The organism is Saccharospirillum salsuginis (genome assembly GCF_014651855.1).
Lineage (GTDB): Bacteria > Pseudomonadota > Gammaproteobacteria > Pseudomonadales > Natronospirillaceae > Saccharospirillum > Saccharospirillum salsuginis.
Genome location: NZ_BMXR01000002.1, coordinates 393,909 through 411,729, shown reverse-complemented (window position 1 = coordinate 411,729; position 17,821 = coordinate 393,909). Strand labels below are relative to the sequence as shown.

General features: G+C 58.7%; 16 protein-coding genes. 9 read left to right on the top strand and 7 right to left on the bottom strand.

Annotation, left to right across the window (positions count from 1 at the left end; genetic code table 11):
• Positions 1-577 precede the first annotated feature (577 nt).
• On the bottom strand, positions 578-1,357 hold the full coding sequence (locus IE111_RS04970) for a GntR family transcriptional regulator (protein WP_229805227.1): 780 nt from the start codon (positions 1,355-1,357) through the stop codon (positions 578-580).
• Between the two features lie 38 nt (positions 1,358-1,395).
• On the bottom strand, positions 1,396-2,382 hold the full coding sequence (locus tag IE111_RS04965; protein WP_189607391.1) for an AraC family transcriptional regulator: 987 nt from the start codon (positions 2,380-2,382) through the stop codon (positions 1,396-1,398).
• Positions 2,383-2,507: 125 nt separating this feature from the next.
• Here IE111_RS04965 and IE111_RS04960 point away from each other — a divergent pair, with 125 nt between their 5' ends.
• The 3 genes from IE111_RS04960 (at position 2,508) to IE111_RS04950 (ending at position 5,336) form a co-directional block, all read left to right on the top strand.
• Positions 2,508-3,803 (top strand): flavin-containing monooxygenase, encoded by a 1,296-nt coding sequence (locus IE111_RS04960; RefSeq protein WP_189607390.1) that lies wholly within the window; start codon positions 2,508-2,510, stop codon positions 3,801-3,803.
• A gap of 75 nt (positions 3,804-3,878) precedes the next feature.
• On the top strand, positions 3,879-4,808 hold the full coding sequence (locus IE111_RS04955) for an SDR family oxidoreductase (RefSeq protein WP_189607389.1): 930 nt from the start codon (positions 3,879-3,881) through the stop codon (positions 4,806-4,808).
• 123 nt (positions 4,809-4,931) lie between these two features.
• Entirely contained in the window at positions 4,932-5,336 is a 405-nt protein-coding gene (locus tag IE111_RS04950) for an acyl-CoA thioesterase (protein WP_189607388.1), read from the top strand.
• 29 nt (positions 5,337-5,365) lie between these two features.
• Here IE111_RS04950 and IE111_RS04945 read toward each other — a convergent pair whose 3' ends face one another.
• From IE111_RS04945 to IE111_RS04925, 5 genes are all read right to left on the bottom strand, one after another.
• Positions 5,366-6,964 (bottom strand): hypothetical protein, encoded by a 1,599-nt coding sequence (locus tag IE111_RS04945; RefSeq protein ID WP_189607387.1) that lies wholly within the window; start codon positions 6,962-6,964, stop codon positions 5,366-5,368.
• A 4-nt stretch (positions 6,965-6,968) separates the two neighbouring features.
• A complete protein-coding gene (locus IE111_RS04940) occupies positions 6,969-7,745 on the bottom strand; it encodes a hypothetical protein (RefSeq protein WP_189607386.1) in 777 nt (258 codons plus the stop codon).
• 107 nt (positions 7,746-7,852) lie between these two features.
• On the bottom strand, positions 7,853-8,392 hold the full coding sequence (locus IE111_RS04935) for a thioesterase family protein (RefSeq protein WP_189607385.1): 540 nt from the start codon (positions 8,390-8,392) through the stop codon (positions 7,853-7,855).
• A 271-nt stretch (positions 8,393-8,663) separates the two neighbouring features.
• Positions 8,664-10,289: a methyl-accepting chemotaxis protein gene (locus IE111_RS04930; RefSeq protein WP_194523963.1), complete on the bottom strand. Its 1,626-nt coding sequence runs from the start codon at positions 10,287-10,289 to the stop codon at positions 8,664-8,666.
• Positions 10,290-10,667: 378 nt separating this feature from the next.
• A complete protein-coding gene (locus IE111_RS04925) occupies positions 10,668-11,591 on the bottom strand; it encodes a LysR family transcriptional regulator (RefSeq protein ID WP_189607383.1) in 924 nt (307 codons plus the stop codon).
• A gap of 177 nt (positions 11,592-11,768) precedes the next feature.
• On the opposite strand from IE111_RS04925, the gene IE111_RS04920 reads away from it, so the two are divergent.
• From IE111_RS04920 to IE111_RS04895, 6 genes are all read left to right on the top strand, one after another.
• On the top strand, positions 11,769-13,106 hold the full coding sequence (locus IE111_RS04920; protein WP_189607382.1) for an aminotransferase family protein: 1,338 nt from the start codon (positions 11,769-11,771) through the stop codon (positions 13,104-13,106).
• A gap of 3 nt (positions 13,107-13,109) precedes the next feature.
• Positions 13,110-13,805, top strand: coding sequence for a CoA transferase subunit A (locus IE111_RS04915; protein ID WP_189607381.1), 696 nt, complete (start codon positions 13,110-13,112; stop codon positions 13,803-13,805).
• Positions 13,792-14,448, top strand: coding sequence for a 3-oxoacid CoA-transferase subunit B (locus tag IE111_RS04910; protein ID WP_189607380.1), 657 nt, complete (start codon positions 13,792-13,794; stop codon positions 14,446-14,448). The genes IE111_RS04915 and IE111_RS04910 overlap by 14 nt, the downstream gene beginning before the upstream one ends.
• Positions 14,435-15,709 carry an ArgE/DapE family deacylase gene (locus IE111_RS04905; RefSeq protein ID WP_189607379.1) on the top strand — a complete coding sequence of 425 codons (1,275 nt, stop codon included), beginning with the start codon at positions 14,435-14,437 and terminating at the stop codon, positions 15,707-15,709. Before IE111_RS04910 ends, IE111_RS04905 begins: the two co-directional genes overlap by 14 nt.
• Entirely contained in the window at positions 15,706-16,911 is a 1,206-nt protein-coding gene (locus tag IE111_RS04900) for an acetyl-CoA C-acyltransferase (protein WP_189607378.1), read from the top strand. Before IE111_RS04905 ends, IE111_RS04900 begins: the two co-directional genes overlap by 4 nt.
• A 63-nt stretch (positions 16,912-16,974) precedes the next feature.
• Positions 16,975-17,778, top strand: coding sequence for a transporter substrate-binding domain-containing protein (locus IE111_RS04895; protein WP_229805225.1), 804 nt, complete (start codon positions 16,975-16,977; stop codon positions 17,776-17,778).
• The last annotated feature ends 43 nt before the right edge of the window (positions 17,779-17,821 follow it).

Sequence of the window (17,821 nt, the reverse complement as noted above, 5' to 3'; positions counted from 1 at the left end):
CCCCCCCCCCGGCATCGGTCGCTGAAGCAGTGGGTACACCTACAGACATTTCCCTAAAACAGCTTGAATTCCATATGAACTACCGATTTGAAACCGCTCAACATAACCGTGTATGAAGACAAAGTGCATTCATTCGCTCAGATTGAATCATTGATCATGTACCGTAATAGCCAGTTCTCAAACTCACCTTCTTAGTAATTCCCTCCCTTCTTGAATCAAAATCCTGGGGAGCACATGGACCGTCACAATAACCCTAATATTTGAGAATTTGATTGCGCTGGGTTTGGAAAGGATAAGCTTTTGCCAACTATGACAGTCCCCTGGAGGTACGGGGTGCTCTGGAAGGGGTATCTGAGGCATGGATGCCGAAGCTAAGCGCCCATGGATGGGTTCACAGCGGCCCCTGGAAGAGCGCGCCGTACCTCCCGGGGACGGCCCAAGGGCACCAAAGTATACCAGCCACCCGTAGTCGACCGGGCCAAAGGGACAGACCATGGGCACCAATGTATACCCAGCCACCCTCACCTAGCCGTGCCAACAAAACATCCACTGGCACCAACGCAAACCCAGCCACAAATCAACGGGATCGGGTCGTCAACGACAGGCTGTAATCATTCAGGGGAATGTGCATAACCTGCCAGGCGAAGGGGCGTTCGTCTTCGGATTGGTAGCGGGTGTCGAGTTTGAGCCCGAGTGGGGTGTCGGGGGCTCCGTCCGGGTAAATGGTGGTGTGGAGCGGTTTGGGGAGTCTGACCTGGGCCAGTCGGTTTTCGGCGGTCCAGTGGTGGATGACGCCCGCTTCCTGAAGCAGGGGCACCAGGCTTTCGTGTTCGAGTTGGTCGGTGGGCACCGTCATCAGGTTGCCGGCGAAATCCGCTCTCAGGTAGAGGTCGGTGTGGCAATAGAAGGCACCGTCGATGCGGTCCTGGCGGACCAGGTGGAGGTAGCCTTCGTCACAGTCGCCCAGCACTTCGGTCCAGGGGCCGTCCCGGTCCACCGGTTCGCGCTTCAGCAGCTTGATGAACACCATCTTCACCACGGCCCCGTCCGGCCGCAGGAACTGGAACGCCGGGGTACCGATGGCGCGTCGGTGGTCACCTTCGGCTACGAAGGTACCCATGCGGCGCTTACGCACCAGGTCGCCGCTGTCGACCAATACCTTGAGCGCCTTTTGGATGGTGCCAAGGCTCACCGGCAGGGTGCCGGCCAGCGCCTGTTCGGTGGGCAGACGGGTGCCTTCGGGCAGGGTGCCGTCGACGATCAGGTCGATGACGGCATCGCGCAGGCAGAGATATTTGGGGGATTTGGGCGATTGCGTCAGTTGCTGGCTGAGTTGACGTTCGAGTTGCTCAATCACGTTCGATTGGGGTCCGGTAGTGGGCGACGGGGCTAAGCCTATCGCATTCTCGACTGACGGCGATAGGCCTGCATGCACATGCCGGTCCAGCGGCGGAAGGCCTTGGCCAGGGCGCTGGCGTCGGAATAGCCGAGGTAGCTGGCCAGGGCGTCCTGGGTCAGGCGCGGGTCGGCGAGTCGGTCGAGGGCGCGTTCGCGACGCACCTCGTCGGCCAGCTCGCGGTAGCTGGTCTCGTGGTCGTGTAGCTTGCGGGTGAGGTGGCGCTCGCTGACGGCGAGCAGGTGGGCAATCTGTGCGCGGCCGAGGGCCGGTTTCTGGCGCAGCAGCTGGCGTACTTCGTCGACGACGGTGCCCGGGTGGATGCGTTGCAGCTGTTGCTGGGCCAGATCGCGCATCTGGTGCTGGACGGTTTCGCTGCCGCTGCTGATCGGGCGTTGCCAGTCGGCGTCCCGAATCTCGATGTAGGCGGCCTGCTGACCGAAGTTCAGACGGGCGTCGCCAAAGCAGTGCCGGTAGGGCTCAAGGTGTGCGGGTTGTCCGAATTCGAATCCGACGGCGACCGGCGCCAGGTCCTGCCCGACCAGCCAGCGACTGCCTTGCATGATGGCCGCCAGGATGGCGTTCTGGCGATGCGCCCGGGCGATTCGGAAGTCCGCCTGGTAGGTCAGCCGCCAGGCGCCGTCGCGGTGCTGTCGGTAGAACTGGCCACCCTCCCCGATCAGCGCGGAATAGGACACCAGACCGTCGGCCGCGTCGGCCAGGCACGGGCTGCTCATCACCAGAAAACCGACCAGGTCGTAGTGCGCCGGTTGCAGGGCGCTGCCGATGGCGAGCCCGATGGCCGGGTCCGGTTCGCGGTCGACCACGGCCTGCCAGAACTCGTTCTGTAACGCCATGGGCAAGCGCTGGTCGGCCTGTGTGACCTGAATGCGGTGCTCCAGATCCAAAGGCAAGCGCACCACCAGGCGGGGCAAGGCGGTCAGGATCGCCTTGGTAAAGCTGGGGGTAACGCTGGTGTCCGCCATAATCGATGTCCCGAATTAACCAATACTTGTCCTCTCCGGCTCGGGTATGCGTACCACCCGGCTCGTAAGCTACTTCGAAACAAGTAACACCCTCCGACAACAACCACAACAAATCGAGGTGACGGATGCGTCCTTATGCGGTCATCGGTGCGGGCCCGATGGGCCTGTGCACGGTTCGACGGCTGGCCGGGCTCGGGCTGCCGGTGGTGGGCTTCGAAACCCACAACGACGTGGGCGGTCTATGGGCGATCGACAGCCCGACCAGCACCATGTACGACTCGGCCCATCTGATTTCATCCAAGCGGATGACGGAATTCTCCGATTTTCCGATGCGCGATGAAGTCGCCATCTACCCGCGCCACGATGAGGTCAACCAGTACCTGTGCGATTACGCCGAGCATTTTGATCTTTATCGTCACTACCGGTTCAACACCCGGGTCGAACGGGTCGAACCGTCCGGCGACGGCTGGCGGGTGGACTACTGCCGGAATGGTCGACCGGAGACCCTGGAATGCGCGGGCGTTCTGTTGGCCAACGGCACCCTGCACCAACCCCGCCGGGCCGAATTCGACGGGGACTTTCACGGCGAACGGCTGCACAGTGCCGACTATCGCAACGCGGATCTGTTCGCGGGCAAGCGGGTGCTGATCGTCGGCTGCGGCAACAGCGCCTGCGACATCGCGGTGGACGCGGTGCATCGGGCAACGTCCGTGGACATGGTGGTCCGGCGCGGCTACTACTTTCTGCCGAAATTCGTCGCCGGCGTGCCGACCGACACGCTCGGCGGCAAGATACGTCTGCCCAACCGACTCAAGCAATGGGTGGACGGCGGCCTGGTCCGGCTGATCTCGGGTAAACCCAGCCAGTTCGGCCTGCCGGATCCGGATTACCGGATGTACGAGTCTCATCCTGTGGTCAACTCCCTGTTTCTACACCACATCGGTCACGGCGACATCCGGGTGCGACCGGCCATCGACCGGTTGACCGCGACCGGTGCCCTCTTCAACGACGACTCGGTCGGAACGTACGACCTGATTCTGGAAGCCACCGGTTACGAGCTCAGCTACCCCTTCATCGACGCGCAACATCTGAACTGGCAGGGAGACGCGCCGTCGCTCTACCTGAATATGTTCACTCCCCACTTCGACAACCTCTTTGTCATGGGCATGGTGGAGGCCTCGGGTCTCGGCTGGCAGGGCCGGGACGACCAGGCGCAACTGGTGGCTCGCTTCATCCTGGCGCGAGAGGAAGTCGCCCCTTCGGCCAAACGGTTTATGGACAGGGTTCGGCGTCACTGCGACCGCCGGGTCGACGGCGGTATGGACTACCTCAAGCTGGCGCGCATGGCCTATTACGTCCACAAGGCCGACTATCTGAAGGCGTTGCGCCGGGCATCGGACAGTCTGGGGTGGGTTAACTGAAATGGTGTCTCACAATCCGCGGTACCTGAAGCCGTTCCATACCATCCAATTCGACCTTCGGACATTGGAGGTTCCATGGTAAAGCGAATCCTGATCACCGGCAGCGAGGGCTATCTGGGCCGTCAGTTGGTCGACCGTCTGGGCGAAGACCATGAGGTGGTCGGTATCGATATAAAAGCCAATGCCTCGACGGCGTACACCTATCGGTCACTGGACATCCGTGACCCCGAGTTGCCGGGCTGGATGGCTGAACAACACGTCTCCCACGTGGTCCATCTGGCGGGCGTGCTGCAACCCAGCGGCAACCCGGCGCGCGACTACGACATCGACGTCAACGGCACACGCAATGTGCTTGAGGGTTGTGTGCACGCTGGCGTGCGCCACCTGACGGTCACCAGCAGTGGTGCCGCTTACGGTTACCATCCGGACAACCCGGACTGGATCGAGGAAACCGACCCGCTGCGCGGCCATGAGCGGTTCTCGTACAGTCAGCACAAGCGGCTGATCGAGGAAATGTTGGCTCACTACAGGGCAACCCGACCGGCCTTGAAACAGCTCGTACTGCGCCCGGGCACTGTACTCGGCGCCCGGACCGACAACCCGATCACCCGGTTGTTTCAACGCGACCGACTGCTAACGATCCGGGGTTCGCAATCCCCGTTCGTGTTCATCTGGGACCAGGATGTGGTCGACATCGTCCATACCGGTGTCCGGAACGAGAAGACCGGTTGCTACAACCTGGCCGGTGACGGCGCACTCACCATGGAGGACATTGCCCGTTTGTTGGACAAACCCTGTCTGTCCCTACCGGCTGTTGTGCTCAAGACCGGACTGGCGATCGGGCATTTTTGCCATCTGACGGCCTATGGACCCGAGCAAATCGACTTTCTGCGATATCGGCCGGTATTGAGCAACGACGCTCTGAAATATCGCTTCGGATACCCGTTGAAGAAAACCTCGCGGGAAGTGTTCGAATACTACGCTCGACACCAGGGGTTAATGTAATGCTGACGCAATCACGGCTCCCGCTTGCCACGCCGCATAAGGCTCTCAGCTCGGACGACGCCGACTGTTCCCCGCTCCCTGTTCCCGTTAAGATCACGGTACCAGAAGAGAGGGAACCGAGACATGGCATTCACGACCCAAAGAACCATCCTGTTCGGCGACTGCGATCCCGCCGGTGTCGTCTACACACCAAGAATCAGTTACTTCGTGATCGAAGCCGTACACGATTTCCTGGCCGATGCCCTTGGCGGGCCGGCCGTGCGTGAACTGTTCGACCTTGGCATTCTGCCGCCTGCACGGGCGCTGTCGATCGAATTTCTGGCAACGATGACCTGGGACGAATCGATTGAAATCGAAGTGTGTTGCGAATCCGTCAAAACCTCCGCCTTCACCTTCGCGGTTACCGGCCGAAATGCCGCGCGGGAGACCACCTTTTCGGCCAGCTTGACGCAGGTGTGCATTTCGCCGGAGACCCGGCGCCCGGTACCGTTACCGGACGCGCTTCGTAAGGCGTTGCCCCCGATCTGAGCCGACGCGGGTATCAAGCTTTAAACACTCTAATAGCGTATGGACAGGGCGATCGCTTCGGCCGGGGTATCGAATCTCGCCAACAACTGGGCAACTTCTTGCTTGAAGCTTTCTTGCCGGCGAACCAACGCCTGATCGCGAAACCGGTAGTCCAGATTGAAATAACCTTCGGATACACGCGGGTTCAGATGATTTTTTCCGAACGTCAGAACGATGTGTTTTGACTTCCAGATATCATATTGCGTGAACACTTCGTTCAGGGGCCGGTCCTTGGCGATCGCGAACGGTAAACGCGTCAGCAAACAATAGTTCCGTTTGTACTTGTGGAACTGGTAGTGCTCCAATGAATGCACGAAAGAGACATACCAGATGAAGGTCGCGATCACCTGAATATTGAATGTCGGGTCACCCGCCTTGGACGGCAGGTTGACGTAACGGCACACTTCGTCAACCCAGCGGTTAATGTGCGGCTCGGAGCCATCTCGCAAAAAGTCCTCGTAAATGTCCGACACAAACCTTTCGACGGTGCCGTAGTAGTCCTTCAGTTGCTGGTTCAGTTCGTGCTCTCCCTCCAGATACCCCTCGAACGGTATCCGGAACTGAATATTGAACCGTTGCGTCAGGGCTTCTTCGTCCGTCTCCCGTTTGTTGTACATGTTCAGGGCGTTCTCGTACCCCACTTTGTAGAAGGTCTCCGCCGGATAGAAACCGATACAGCTGTACAGAAACTTGTCGGCGATGCCGGTGGTTTCACGCAACGACAACGGGTTGGACTTGAACTGATGATTCAGCATCAGAATGTAAGAGGTATGCGGTTGCATCAGTTTGTAAAAGTTGCTGTCGGTGGGGACCAGGTTGAACAACTGGGCGGCACCGATCTCCGGAAAAAAGAGATGGTGATGCAGATGGGCACCGAGAATGAAGAAGACCATAGTGTTCGACAGGAAGTAGATCTTCGCCAGATCCCAGTGCTCGTCGCCACAGGCCACGCGCGTACCGTCCCGAAAAGCGATGACCATGGAGGCCGGGTCGAAGGACTCCGCGATGGACAGGCTCGCCACTTCGAATTCCGAGCTGGCGAAGCGTTTTTCCTGCAGGAAGGGCGTCATATCAAAGACATAACGACCGTTCTTAGCGGTCAGGTAGTGTGAAATCTGGGAGCTGCTAACGATCTTCGCCAGTTCGTCGTCGGATACCGGAGTCGGCAACTCGAAGTTTTCCATCGGCACGTTGATGTAGTCGTGATTCGCCCGAATCATGGAACGGATATAATTGTGATACACCTTGTCCCGGCGCCACTGATACACCAGTTCGGCCGGCAACTTTTCCGGGATATAACCCAGATGATAGTCGGTACCCGGAATACGCGTATTGGCCAGCTCGATGGAATCCCGGTTGAAGTGGGTATATCCGAAGAATCCCGGCACCAGCCACTTGAACTGCACCCATTTCCATTTCAGGTAACTGGAGGCGAGCCCGAATCCATAGATGGACACCAGGATGGGCACCAGTTTCAGGTAGTAACAGGTCCAGTAGACATATTTCAGGATACCGGCCTTGGTGAACCGGGCCAGGATGATGATGGGGCTCATCAACAGATAGAATACAAACAGAATTTTTTCCAGCATGGAGTTAGCCTTCTTGTTTTGATCGGAATGTGTCGTAGAACGCGGTGATTCGGTTTGAACACCATGGGTACAGGCAATACCCCGTGATCGCGAGGTTCACCGCACCCCAAGCCAGGGCGACTGTCGGGCTGTACCAGTCGGTCAGGTCGAAGCTGTCCAGATTCAGCGGCGCCGTGTCCCCGAAAGCCGCCCGGAAGAACAGGTAGCCCCCGAACGAATAGGCTCTTGCCTGGAAATACCAGTCGCTCCGCCTGAGCGCGACCGCGTACAGGAAGGGGGCCAGCAACAGTGGAATGGCGTATCCGAACGTGGAAATACGGGCGGAGTACAGAAAACACAGGTTCCAGGTCGTGTAGAGGAAAGGCCAGTAGGTGGGTAACGCCAATTCGAAGTTCCGATGACGACCGGCGACGCGCCATGACTCCCCCGGGCGCGGCAACAACAGAATCAACCCCAGGCCTGCGGCGAGGTTTAAATAGTTGCCCGTCATCATGTCGATGACCGATGCCTCGACAATGTTCAGGATAATGACGCCGTAGATCAGGAAGCTGACCGGTTTCAATGCCCCGGCATTAACCCGGGCGTAGATCAGAAAACAAATCGGAACCAGTACGCTGACGGTCTTGATCTGCATGAACAGACCGTTGCCGTTGGGCACCAACAGCACCGGCAGGCTGAGCAGGAAGAGCACCATCGCGGCGTGCCGGTACCGCCTGAGCAGTTCCGTGCCGGCCACGAACAGAATTAAAAAGAAGAACATCAATACAAATGGATGGTCCATGGGCAAAATCCTTGCGCATGGCACTCCCGCGCTGCGGATCACACAGCGGAATAAACCGATTCATAGAATGGGTTCCGGGGACTACAGCCAGATCTGAGTCGTTTGGTTCAGTCGAACTGCCAATCGCCGTTTAAAATGTCGGACTCGGCATCGAGCCAACTGCGGATCGCCTGGGGCATGGGACGGTCCGGTACTTCGACATCGAGTTTTTGCTGGATCACCTCATTCGGCACCAGGCCCTTGCGGCCGACCCAGGCGCCTTTCGAGTAACCCGCGACGACGATTTCTCCGTCCGAGTTATAAAGCGCGTATTGAAAATAGGTCCACTTCTCGTCCAGACAGAGGATGCGAAAATGCGCCCGGTATTTCTCGAACATGGACAACTGACGTCGATAGGACACGACGTTGCCTCCCAGCATCGGTTTCCAGCCTTTTCGAATGGCGGGTACCAATACCCGGGTGCGCAGACACAATTCCAGCATGAAAAGATCGAGAATGGTCATGCAGCGGCCATTGTTGAGATGACCGTTGATGTCGATATCGTTCGGCAACACCCGCAGTTCACGTTGCAAGGTGTCCGACAGAGACATGGTGGGTTTGAAAAATCCACGGATGATCGAAACGATCAGTCGAAGATAGAGGTTCATACGATTGTCTTCCCTTGGATTGGCCGGGTTGGCTCGAATAAGCAAAACGGTACGACGCTCGAGGGAGGCGTCAGCCCCTCCCTCGACTCCTTGCATCGATACCGGGGTACACCCGTGTACGACGGCGGAAGTTACTCCCGCCGCTTGAAGGCTGTCAAACGTCACTCACCGCGAACACTCAACAAACGTGGCTGTGTGACGGATTTGTGAGAATTACTCCATGATCATCAACGATTCGGCCCGGATCTGATAGACGTCCGACAAGACACGGTCAAGCCCTGAACACTGTAACCTGCTGTTGCAGATCATTCGACAAGCGTGCGATTTCCCCGCTGGCACGGGCGCTTTGCTCCGCGCTTTGGGCAACTTCACTCAGCCCGCCGCTGAAGCGGTTGATGTTCTCGGTGATTTCGTTGGCGACGGAGGCTTGCTCTTCGGTTGCCGTCGAAACCTGAATGTTCATCTCGGCGATGCGGCTGACCGATTCGGCGATCGCTTCCAGGATATCGCCCGAGGCCTGGGCGAATTCCACGCTGCGCCCGGCCTGTTCACTGGCCCGGCCCATGGTGGACACCGCATCCTGGGCGGAGAGCTGCAACTTGTCGATCATCTCCGAGATGGATTCGGTCGCCTCCTGGGTGTTCTGCGCCAGCTTGCGCACCTCGTCGGCCACCACCGCGAAGCCGCGTCCGGCCTCACCCGCCCGCGCGGACTCGATGGCGGCATTGAGCGCCAGCAGATTGGTCTGTTCGGCGATGTTGCGAATCACGGTCAGCACTTCGGTGATGTCGCCGGATTGTTCGTGCAACGCGGTGATAACTCTGGACGCCTCCCGGATGGATTCCGACAGGGTGTGAATCGAGTCCAGGTTGTCCTTCACCTTCGCCCGCCCCTGCTGGGACTGGGTGTCCGCCTCCGACGCCCGGTTCGAAGTTTCGCTGGCGTTGTTGGCCACCTCCTGCACCGCGCCCGACATTTCGGTAATGGCCGTGGCGACCATATTCACCTGTTCCTCCTGCTCCTGCACGGTGGTGCTGACCTGGGTGCTGACCGCGCTCATTTCCTCGGCCGCGGTGCTGGATTGTTCAGCCGCGTCACGAAGCTGCGCAATCAGAGTCTGGAACCGCTCGAGCATTCGGTTGAAGTCGGTGCCCAGCTGCGCGACCTCGTCCCGACCGATGACCTCCACGCGGCGGGTGAGATCCTTGTTGTCGGCGATGTCGCTCATGATGGTCCGCAATGCACCGATCGGCCTGTTAATCGAGCGATAGATGAAATAACCGGCCAGTGCTACGGCGATGACCAGGACGACGGCGGCGATCACCAATTCCCAGAACAGCACTTCGAAGTCGGCATCGGTTCGCTCGACAAACACACTGGCCTCGTCCTTCTGCAAGTCGACCAGGTCGTTCAAACTGGCGGTTAAAGGGTCGAACGTAGTGTACAACTCGGTGGTGAACCGGTCCTGATCGACCGAGGCCAGCGTCTCGGCCTCGGCCATGGCGAGGTAGCGGTCGATGAATTGCTCTACCGGCCCAAGATGGGTTTCGGCCGCCTCGATCAGGGTTTTCTCGCGTGGCGTCAACCGGGTTTGTAAATACAACGCCCACTCTCTGGATCCGGTCTCCACCGCTTCGGTCACCTCGTCGATCAGTTCGGACCGTCCTATCATTCCAGCACGGTATTTTTGAAACGCATCCACCACGGCGATGCCATAGCTGTCGGAGGTGACCTTGATCTGCTTGAGCGGGACCACTCGATCGGCATAGAGACTGTCCACCCCCTGCACCAGTCGCACCATGGTTTGCAGAGACAGAACGATGACGAGGACGAGCACCGCCAGGGGCACGAGGACCAAAGTGGCCAGAAGCGCTTTGATACTGAAACGACTGAGCATGAGTACAACTCCGGATTCAAATGACAGCATCGGGTCCATCCCGCCCCGATGACGGCCGTTTATTTGACTGTAATGTCGGTATACAGCTCTAAGTCGTTCCTTCTCATTCCCGGGGGTGGGAATGACGCTTCCACTCACGGATGCGAATATACCCCTTATTGGGTACGCGCATCGTTTTATTGTAGATCGGTTTCCGCGTGTCCGACATGTCGAATAATGCAATTAATCATGACAATTCGATGTCGGCCGCGGCCAACCGGCGCCCCCGGATAAATGTCGACACCACTGGTTTAAATTATCGGGACTTTCTTATTCGAGTATTGTCGAACTATTTGTCCAACTATTACCGGGTCGATGCCTTTATATTTTCTATTCTTTCTATTTTTTCTTATCGGTCAGCAGGTAATCCGGCAGCCTGGGCATCCTTTCTTTCAATAAACCCACCAAGCGGCTACTCGACCACTTCGGTTTATAGATAAGGCCGAACTGGTAGTGAAATGTCGGTTTGAACGGTTTTATCACCAGATCGTCGCGAAACAACTGATGATCGTAAGCGGTAATCGGGTTGATCAGACTGATGCCGACACCATTGGCCACCAGTGAGGAAATGGCGGCGATATTGGCTTCCGTCTTACCGGATATACGAATGTTTTGCTCGGAGATGTGCAGCAACAGCTGGTCCGCCGCCAGGTTGGGCTGGTTGGGGATCACCAGGTGTTGCCCTTTCAGGTCGGCGGCCGTAATGAGCTCGGCGTCGGCCAGGCTGTGATTTTTGGGAATCAGACAAACCGCCTCGGTCGACATCAGTTCGTCGACAACCAGTTCTTCGCTGGTCACCGGCAAGGTCACGAAGCCCACATCGAATTGACCGGCTTCCACGCCGCGCGTCACTTCCGGGGTGGGCAGAATGTCCAGATAGACGCTGTATTTGGGGTTGTCCTTGAGTATTCGGGCGATGATTCTGGGAACGAAATCGAAACCCAACCCCGGAGCACAGGCAATGCGAATGCGCGAGGCACCAAACTCGCGCAAGGCGACAATGCTGTGCTTCATGTTCTCCAGGTTACTGAGCAACCCCAGGATTTCGCTGTAGAGCTCGTCGGCTTCGGGCAGTGCGACCAGCCTTTTTTTATGCCGCATGAACAGCGGAATGCCGATGTTTTCTTCCAGTTGAGCCAGCGATCGACTGACCCCGGACTGGGTAATCCCCAGTTCCCGCCCCGTATGCGTGGCGGTACCCGTCTCGTATAGCGTTTTAAAAATAAGCAATGATCTCAACGAGTTAAGGTTCATTTCAGTCATTTTCCGCCCCTTTCATCCAGGTACAGCCCTGTCACCAGGACTCTCTTCTTGCGCTTAAAACATGACAATAACTCATCAAATAATTAAAAAACATTATGCGTTGAAATTATTTTTTTGCTGTTCCTATAATGCGTCAGAACAAAAATTAACCAGACAATCCGAGGAATCACCGAACCCATGCCCAGCAATGCCTTGTTCTATCTGACCCGCGATGACATGCCTCTGGTGAGTCATGCCGATGGTATTTACATGTGGGATACCCAGGGCCGTCGTTACATCGACGGCTGTTCCGGCGCGATCACCTGCAACATCGGTCACAACCATCCCAGGGTGAAAGAGGCCATGGTTCGCCAACTGGACAAGGTTGCATTCAGCTATCGCACTCAGTTTGAAAGTCAGGTCGCACTGGACCTGGCGGACCGCATGGTGGAGCTGACACGGGGCGAACTGGACAAGGTGTTTTTCGTGGGCAGCGGCTCCGAAGCCGTCGAAAGCGCCATCAAGCTGGCCCGACAATACTTTGTCGCCAAGGGCGAACCGCAGCGGTCCAGGTTTGTGTCGCTGCGGCCCTCCTATCACGGCAGCACGCTGGGCGCCCTGGGCCTGACCGGTTATGAACCGCTGGAAGCACCCTACAAGGCGATCACCCTCGGTTCGATCAAGGTGCCCTCGCCTGACTTTTATCGCTACGAAGAAACCGATATCGATGCGCATATCGACGCCGTCCTCAAGCAGACCGAATCCGCCATGTTGACGGCCGGCCCCGAGACACTGGCGGCTTTCGTACTTGAACCGGTTGGCGGTGCAAGCACCGGCGCCCGCATGGTCAACCAGGCCTACCTGGATGGCATTCGCGCCCTGTGCGACCGCTTCGGCTGTCTGCTGATCATGGATGAAGTGCTCAGCGGCATGGGGCGCACCGGCGAATGGTTCGCCTATCAGCACTGGGGCGTCGCGCCCGATATTCTGGCCATGGCCAAAGGGCTGGGCTCCGGCTATTACCCGATCGCGGCGATGATGGCGCGCGGAGACCTGGTCGAAACCGTCACCGACGGCGGCGGTTTCATGCACGGACATACCTATGCGGGCAACCCGCTGGCCTGCGCCACGGGTCTGGCCGTTATCGATGCGATCGACGAGGAAAACCTGATTGACAACACCCGGGAGCAAGGCCGGCATTTACGGGCCCGACTGGATGAACTGGCGGACAAGTACGGCTGTATCGGCCAGGTACGCGGCATCGGACTGCTGCAGGGCGTGGAACTGGTCCGGGACCCGACCACCAAAGAACCCTTTCCGGCGGACCTCAATGCCTTCGACATCCTGACCCGCCTGGCCAAACAGCGCGGCTTGTTGATTTATCCGCGCCGCTCACTGAACGGGTTGCGGGGCGACCATGTTTTGATCACGCCTCCGCTGACGGTCACGCGCCAGCAGATCGATGACATCGTTGAATTGTTCGACGACAGCCTGGCGGCCTTCGAAACCAGCATCGCTGGCCAGGAGGCGTCGTAAGCCATGAAAAAGAACCGTTCAATCGAAGACGCCATCGCGGCCATCCCTTCCGGCGCCACTGTGATGATCGGCGGTTTCGGCAACCCCGGTACGCCCTTCAGCCTGATCAACGAACTGGTGCGTCAGGGTCAAACCGATCTGACCCTGATCAAGAACGACGCCAATGAGCCCGGTCATGGCATCAGCCGGCTGATCGAAAACGGTCAGGTCAAGAAATTGATCACCACCCATATTGGACTCAATAAAAAGGTGATCGAGATCATGAACGCCGGGGATCTGATCGTCGAATTCCATCCGCAAGGCATTCTCGCGGAGAAAATCCGTACCGCCGGAGCCGGCAGTTTCGGTTTTCTCAGCGACATCGCCCTCGATTCGGAAATAACACGCCCGGAGGATCTGCTCGACTGGCAGGGTCGCACCTACAAAGTGGAAATGGCCCTGAACGCCCAGTTCGCACTGGTTCATGCCGCCCGGGCGGACACCATGGGCAATCTGGCCTATCGCAGCGCGGCGATCAATTTCAATCCACTGATGGCGATGGCCGCGGACTGCGTCATCGCCGAAGCCATCGACGTCGGCGACCCCGGCTGCATCCCCCCCGAACACGTTCACACCCAGAGTGCTTTTGTCAGCCTCCTGGTGGCGCTGCCTTCGCTCACTTCCGACTACGGAGTTATGGCTCATCATGTCCGCCACTGATCGCATTTTGAACCGGGCCGCGCAGGAAGTCGTGGCCGGCAGCATTGTCAATCTGGGTATTGGTTTGCCAACGCAGGTCATCCACTTCCTGCCGGACGACTTCGATGTCCAGATTCACTCCGAGAACGGCATTCTGGGCGCCTGGAAACAGGCGCAGCCGGAAGCCATGGACCCTTTCCTGATCGACTCGGCGGGCGCCTATGTCACTACACGGCCGGGCAGCAGTTTCTTCGACAGTGCCGTCTCGTTCGCGATGATTCGCCGCGCCCGTCTGGACCTGACGATGATCGGCGCCTTCGAGGTCGATGCATCCGGCAACCTTGCCAACTGGAAGATCCCGGGCAAGTTTTCACCCGGAATCGGCGGCGCGATGGAACTGGCGCAGAAAACCCGGCGCATTGTCGTACTCACCACACACACCGATAAAAAAGGCCGTTCCAAGATTCTCGAAACCTGTCGCCTGCCGCTGACGGCGAAGCGATGTGTCAATCGCATCATCAGCGACCTGGCGGTGATGGACGTCACACCCGACGGCCTCGTGGTTCGGGAAATACTGACGGACATCAGCGATGCCGAACTGCAGGAGCTCACCGAAGCGAAACTCACCTTCACCGGGGCGGAGGCGGCGAATGACGGTCAGTAAACTTGAGTCGAGCATTCTCGACAGCGCCGATGCGCTGTTTCCCGACGCGGTCGACTTTATTCAGGACATGGTCGGCCAGTATTCGGTCCTCGGTCAGGAGCAGGGTGTGCTCAATAGCGTCGAAGCCCGGATGCGGGACCTGGACTTGCCGGTGACGCGTGTCGGTATGCCCAAGTCATCGCTGAGCGAGCATCCGCTCTATGCGCCGGTTCCCTGGGATCATGAAAACAAATACAACCTTGTGTCACAGCAAAACCCGGCCGCCGAGGGCCGATCCCTGGTGCTGAACGGACATCTCGACGTTGTCGCCGCCGAGCCGTTCGACATGTGGTCCCAGGCTCCCAACACCACCTGGCAACGCGATGGCTGGTTGTACGGTCGGGGAACCGGAGACATGCAAGGCGGTGTCGCGGCGATGATTTACGCCGTTCATGCTCTGCGCCATGCCGGTTATCGAGTGACCTCGCCGTTGACGATACAGACCGTCGTCGAAGAGGAATGCTCGGGCAATGGCACCCTGGCGTGCCTGCATCAGGGGTACAGCGGCGATTTTGTGTTGATTCCCGAACCCTTCGGCCCGGCCATCTACTCCGGTCAGGTCGGTGTGCTCTGGTTCAAACTGGGCGTGCGCGGTAAACCCGTACATGTGCAGGCGGCGAGAACCGGCGTCAATGCCATCGAGAAATTGCAGCGACTGGTCCCCCGGCTCGAGTCTCTGGCAGACGAACTCAATGAACATCACCGCAACGGTCCGTATCAACACCTGGACAATCCATTCAATCTGAACATCGGCACCATCCAGGGCGGAAACTGGCCGTCGAGCGTGGCCGCTTTCGCCGAGATGGAGGGACGCATCGGCTTTCCGCCCGGCATGACGGCCAACGAGATCATGCAGCGCGTCACCGACTGCATCGAGCACGCCAGCCAACACGATCCCGCTTTCGCCGAGGACAAACCGGTTTTGCGTTTTCACGGGTTTCGTTCCGAAGGGCACCTGATCGATACCACCCATCCCGGTATCGGTTTGTTGTCCGACTGTCACCACTCGTTGTGTCAGGCCGACCCAGAACCGTACTGGTCGACCTGTACCACCGATTTGAGAGCGTTTCATTTTTACAACCGGACCGGTGGTACCTGCTATGGCCCGGTGGCGAAAAACATCCATGGTGTGGACGAGTGCGTCAATCTGGAGTCGATACGCCATACGATGAAAGCCTACGCCTTGTTCATCAGCCGTTGGTGTCAGCTGGAGGCCCTATGAAATCCGTCTATCTCACACACTATCGGCGCACGGCGTTCAGTCGCGCCCACCCCAAAAAAGAAGGCGTCGATGCACTGGCGCAGTGGCCGGCGGACCGGTTGTTGGCGGGTTTGATCGACCACTGCCTGGAATCGACGGACCTGGCACCGGACCAGATTGACGACTTAAGTCTCGGCTGTGCTCTGGCGGTAAAAGAACAGTGGAGCTTCGGCGGTCGCTATCCGCTCATGCAAAGCCGACTGGGGAATCAGGCTGCCAGCCGCATGATCGACCAGCAATGCGGCTCCGGTATCGCAGCGCTGCGGTTCGGCATGATGACGCTGGCCAGCGGTTCCGCCGAGATCGCCCTGGCCGGGGGCTACGAACACATGAGTCGGGTACCGATGGGACCGGATTTGTTCGCTCAGGGCGTGTTGGGTGTACCGGACATTCCGGCGGCGTCCGGTAAGGACTATGACATGGCGGTGGCACTGAACATGGGCCTGACGGCCGAACGGCTGGCCACCGAGTCAGGCATTGGCCGGGAACATATGGATGCCTTCGCCTGCGAATCCCACCGACGGGCGAATCAGGCTCAGCGGTCCGGCTATTTTGCCGGGGAAATCATGCCGGTGCCTTCGCAGGAGGGTCGGACGTTCGCAAGCGATGCCCACATTCGCCCCGATACGAATACCGAGCGTCTGGCTCAATTGAAACCCGCATTCAGTGAAACCGGTCAGGTAACGGCCGGAAACAGCTCACCGTTGACCACGGGTGCGGCTCTGGGCCTGTTGATGACCGAAGCGGCTGTCGAGCGAACCGGCGCCACACCCCTGGCTCGTCTGGTGGCGTGCGCCGACCGGGGAACCCGACCCGAGTTGATGGGACAGGGCGTGGTGCCGGCGGTTCAACGGTTGCTGCGGAATCAGGGGCTGACACCGGACGATATCGACGTCTGGGAGATCAACGAAGCCTTCAGCGTCGTGCCCCTGTTCGCCATCCGTGAACTCGGGCTGGACCCGCAAACCGTCAACATCAACGGAGGGGCGCTGGCCCTGGGTCACCCTCTGGGCGCGACGGGGATCCGCCTGGTGGGAACCCTGGCTCGCACCTTGTCGTCTCGCCAAGGCCGATATGGCATTGCCGCCGCCTGTATCGGGGGCGGCCAGGGCATAGCCATGTTACTGGAACGGACTGGTGAATCGCTGTCGTCGGAACACTGACGACTCAGCCAACGTGCACAGCAATGTGCCAACATAAAAACAAAGACCAAACAGGATGCAACTATGATGAATGTAACGAGAAAGGTCACTCAAACCCTTGCCGTAACCGCCCTCGCGCTGGGCATGACGTCGATGTTGTCCGTGTCGGTTCAGGCGCGGGATCTGCCTGAAATTCGCGACGATGTGTTCGAGGTCGCCAACTCGGGAGCCTACCCTCCGTTCAGTTTCGTGAATACGGACGGCGAGCTGGTCGGTTTCGACGTTGACATTGCAGAAGCCCTCGCGGATCGGATGGGCGTGGATGTCAATATTCAAACATCGCCCTGGAACGGCATTGTCGCCGCACTGGCCGGTGGCCGGTTCGACGCCTGCATATGCAGCATGAGTGTCACCGAAGAACGCAAACGCGCCGTCGATTTCACCGACTCCTATTACAGCGCCGGCTTGTCGGTCTGGGTGCGTGGCGACAACACCGACATCAACAGCCTGGACGATCTCGAAGGCAAACGGGTCGGTTCCACACTCGGTGAAACCGGTAACCAGTGGGCCGTCGAGAACGGCAAGGGCAAGTGGCGCAACCAGACGTTCCAGGGCCTGCCCGACATGCTGTCCGGTCTGACCACGGGCCGCGTCGATGCTATCATCGGCGACGATGTACCCATCTACGTGGCGCTGAATGAGAACAACGTCGACATCAAGGTGGTGGATGTCGGTGAACTGCCCAGATGGCCGGCGGCGATCTCCATCCAGCAGGACAAACCGGAATTGATGGCCGCGCTCAACGCCGCATTGGCGGAGATCAAGGCGGACGGCACCTATCAGGACATCGTCGATAAATGGATCGGCGAAGGTGCCAACATCAAGTAAAGGTCCGGTACCGGACAGCCCAAGCCAGGGAGGGTTGGCTTAC

Bases quoted from the DNA above. Each gene is read 5' to 3' on its own strand.
- IE111_RS04965 (WP_189607391.1), bottom strand. From the start codon at position 2,382: ATGGCGGACACCAGCGTTACCCCCAGCTTTACCAAGGCGATCCTGACC.
- IE111_RS04960 (WP_189607390.1), top strand. From the start codon at position 2,508: ATGCGTCCTTATGCGGTCATCGGTGCGGGCCCGATGGGCCTGTGCACG.
- IE111_RS04955 (WP_189607389.1), top strand. From the start codon at position 3,879: ATGGTAAAGCGAATCCTGATCACCGGCAGCGAGGGCTATCTGGGCCGT.
- IE111_RS04950 (WP_189607388.1), top strand. From the start codon at position 4,932: ATGGCATTCACGACCCAAAGAACCATCCTGTTCGGCGACTGCGATCCC.
- IE111_RS04945 (WP_189607387.1), bottom strand. From the start codon at position 6,964: ATGCTGGAAAAAATTCTGTTTGTATTCTATCTGTTGATGAGCCCCATC.
- IE111_RS04940 (WP_189607386.1), bottom strand. From the start codon at position 7,745: ATGGACCATCCATTTGTATTGATGTTCTTCTTTTTAATTCTGTTCGTG.
- IE111_RS04935 (WP_189607385.1), bottom strand. From the start codon at position 8,392: ATGAACCTCTATCTTCGACTGATCGTTTCGATCATCCGTGGATTTTTC.
- IE111_RS04930 (WP_194523963.1), bottom strand. From the start codon at position 10,289: ATGCTCAGTCGTTTCAGTATCAAAGCGCTTCTGGCCACTTTGGTCCTC.
- IE111_RS04925 (WP_189607383.1), bottom strand. From the start codon at position 11,591: ATGACTGAAATGAACCTTAACTCGTTGAGATCATTGCTTATTTTTAAA.
- IE111_RS04920 (WP_189607382.1), top strand. From the start codon at position 11,769: ATGCCCAGCAATGCCTTGTTCTATCTGACCCGCGATGACATGCCTCTG.
- IE111_RS04915 (WP_189607381.1), top strand. From the start codon at position 13,110: ATGAAAAAGAACCGTTCAATCGAAGACGCCATCGCGGCCATCCCTTCC.
- IE111_RS04910 (WP_189607380.1), top strand. From the start codon at position 13,792: ATGTCCGCCACTGATCGCATTTTGAACCGGGCCGCGCAGGAAGTCGTG.
- IE111_RS04905 (WP_189607379.1), top strand. From the start codon at position 14,435: ATGACGGTCAGTAAACTTGAGTCGAGCATTCTCGACAGCGCCGATGCG.
- IE111_RS04900 (WP_189607378.1), top strand. From the start codon at position 15,706: ATGAAATCCGTCTATCTCACACACTATCGGCGCACGGCGTTCAGTCGC.
- IE111_RS04895 (WP_229805225.1), top strand. From the start codon at position 16,975: ATGATGAATGTAACGAGAAAGGTCACTCAAACCCTTGCCGTAACCGCC.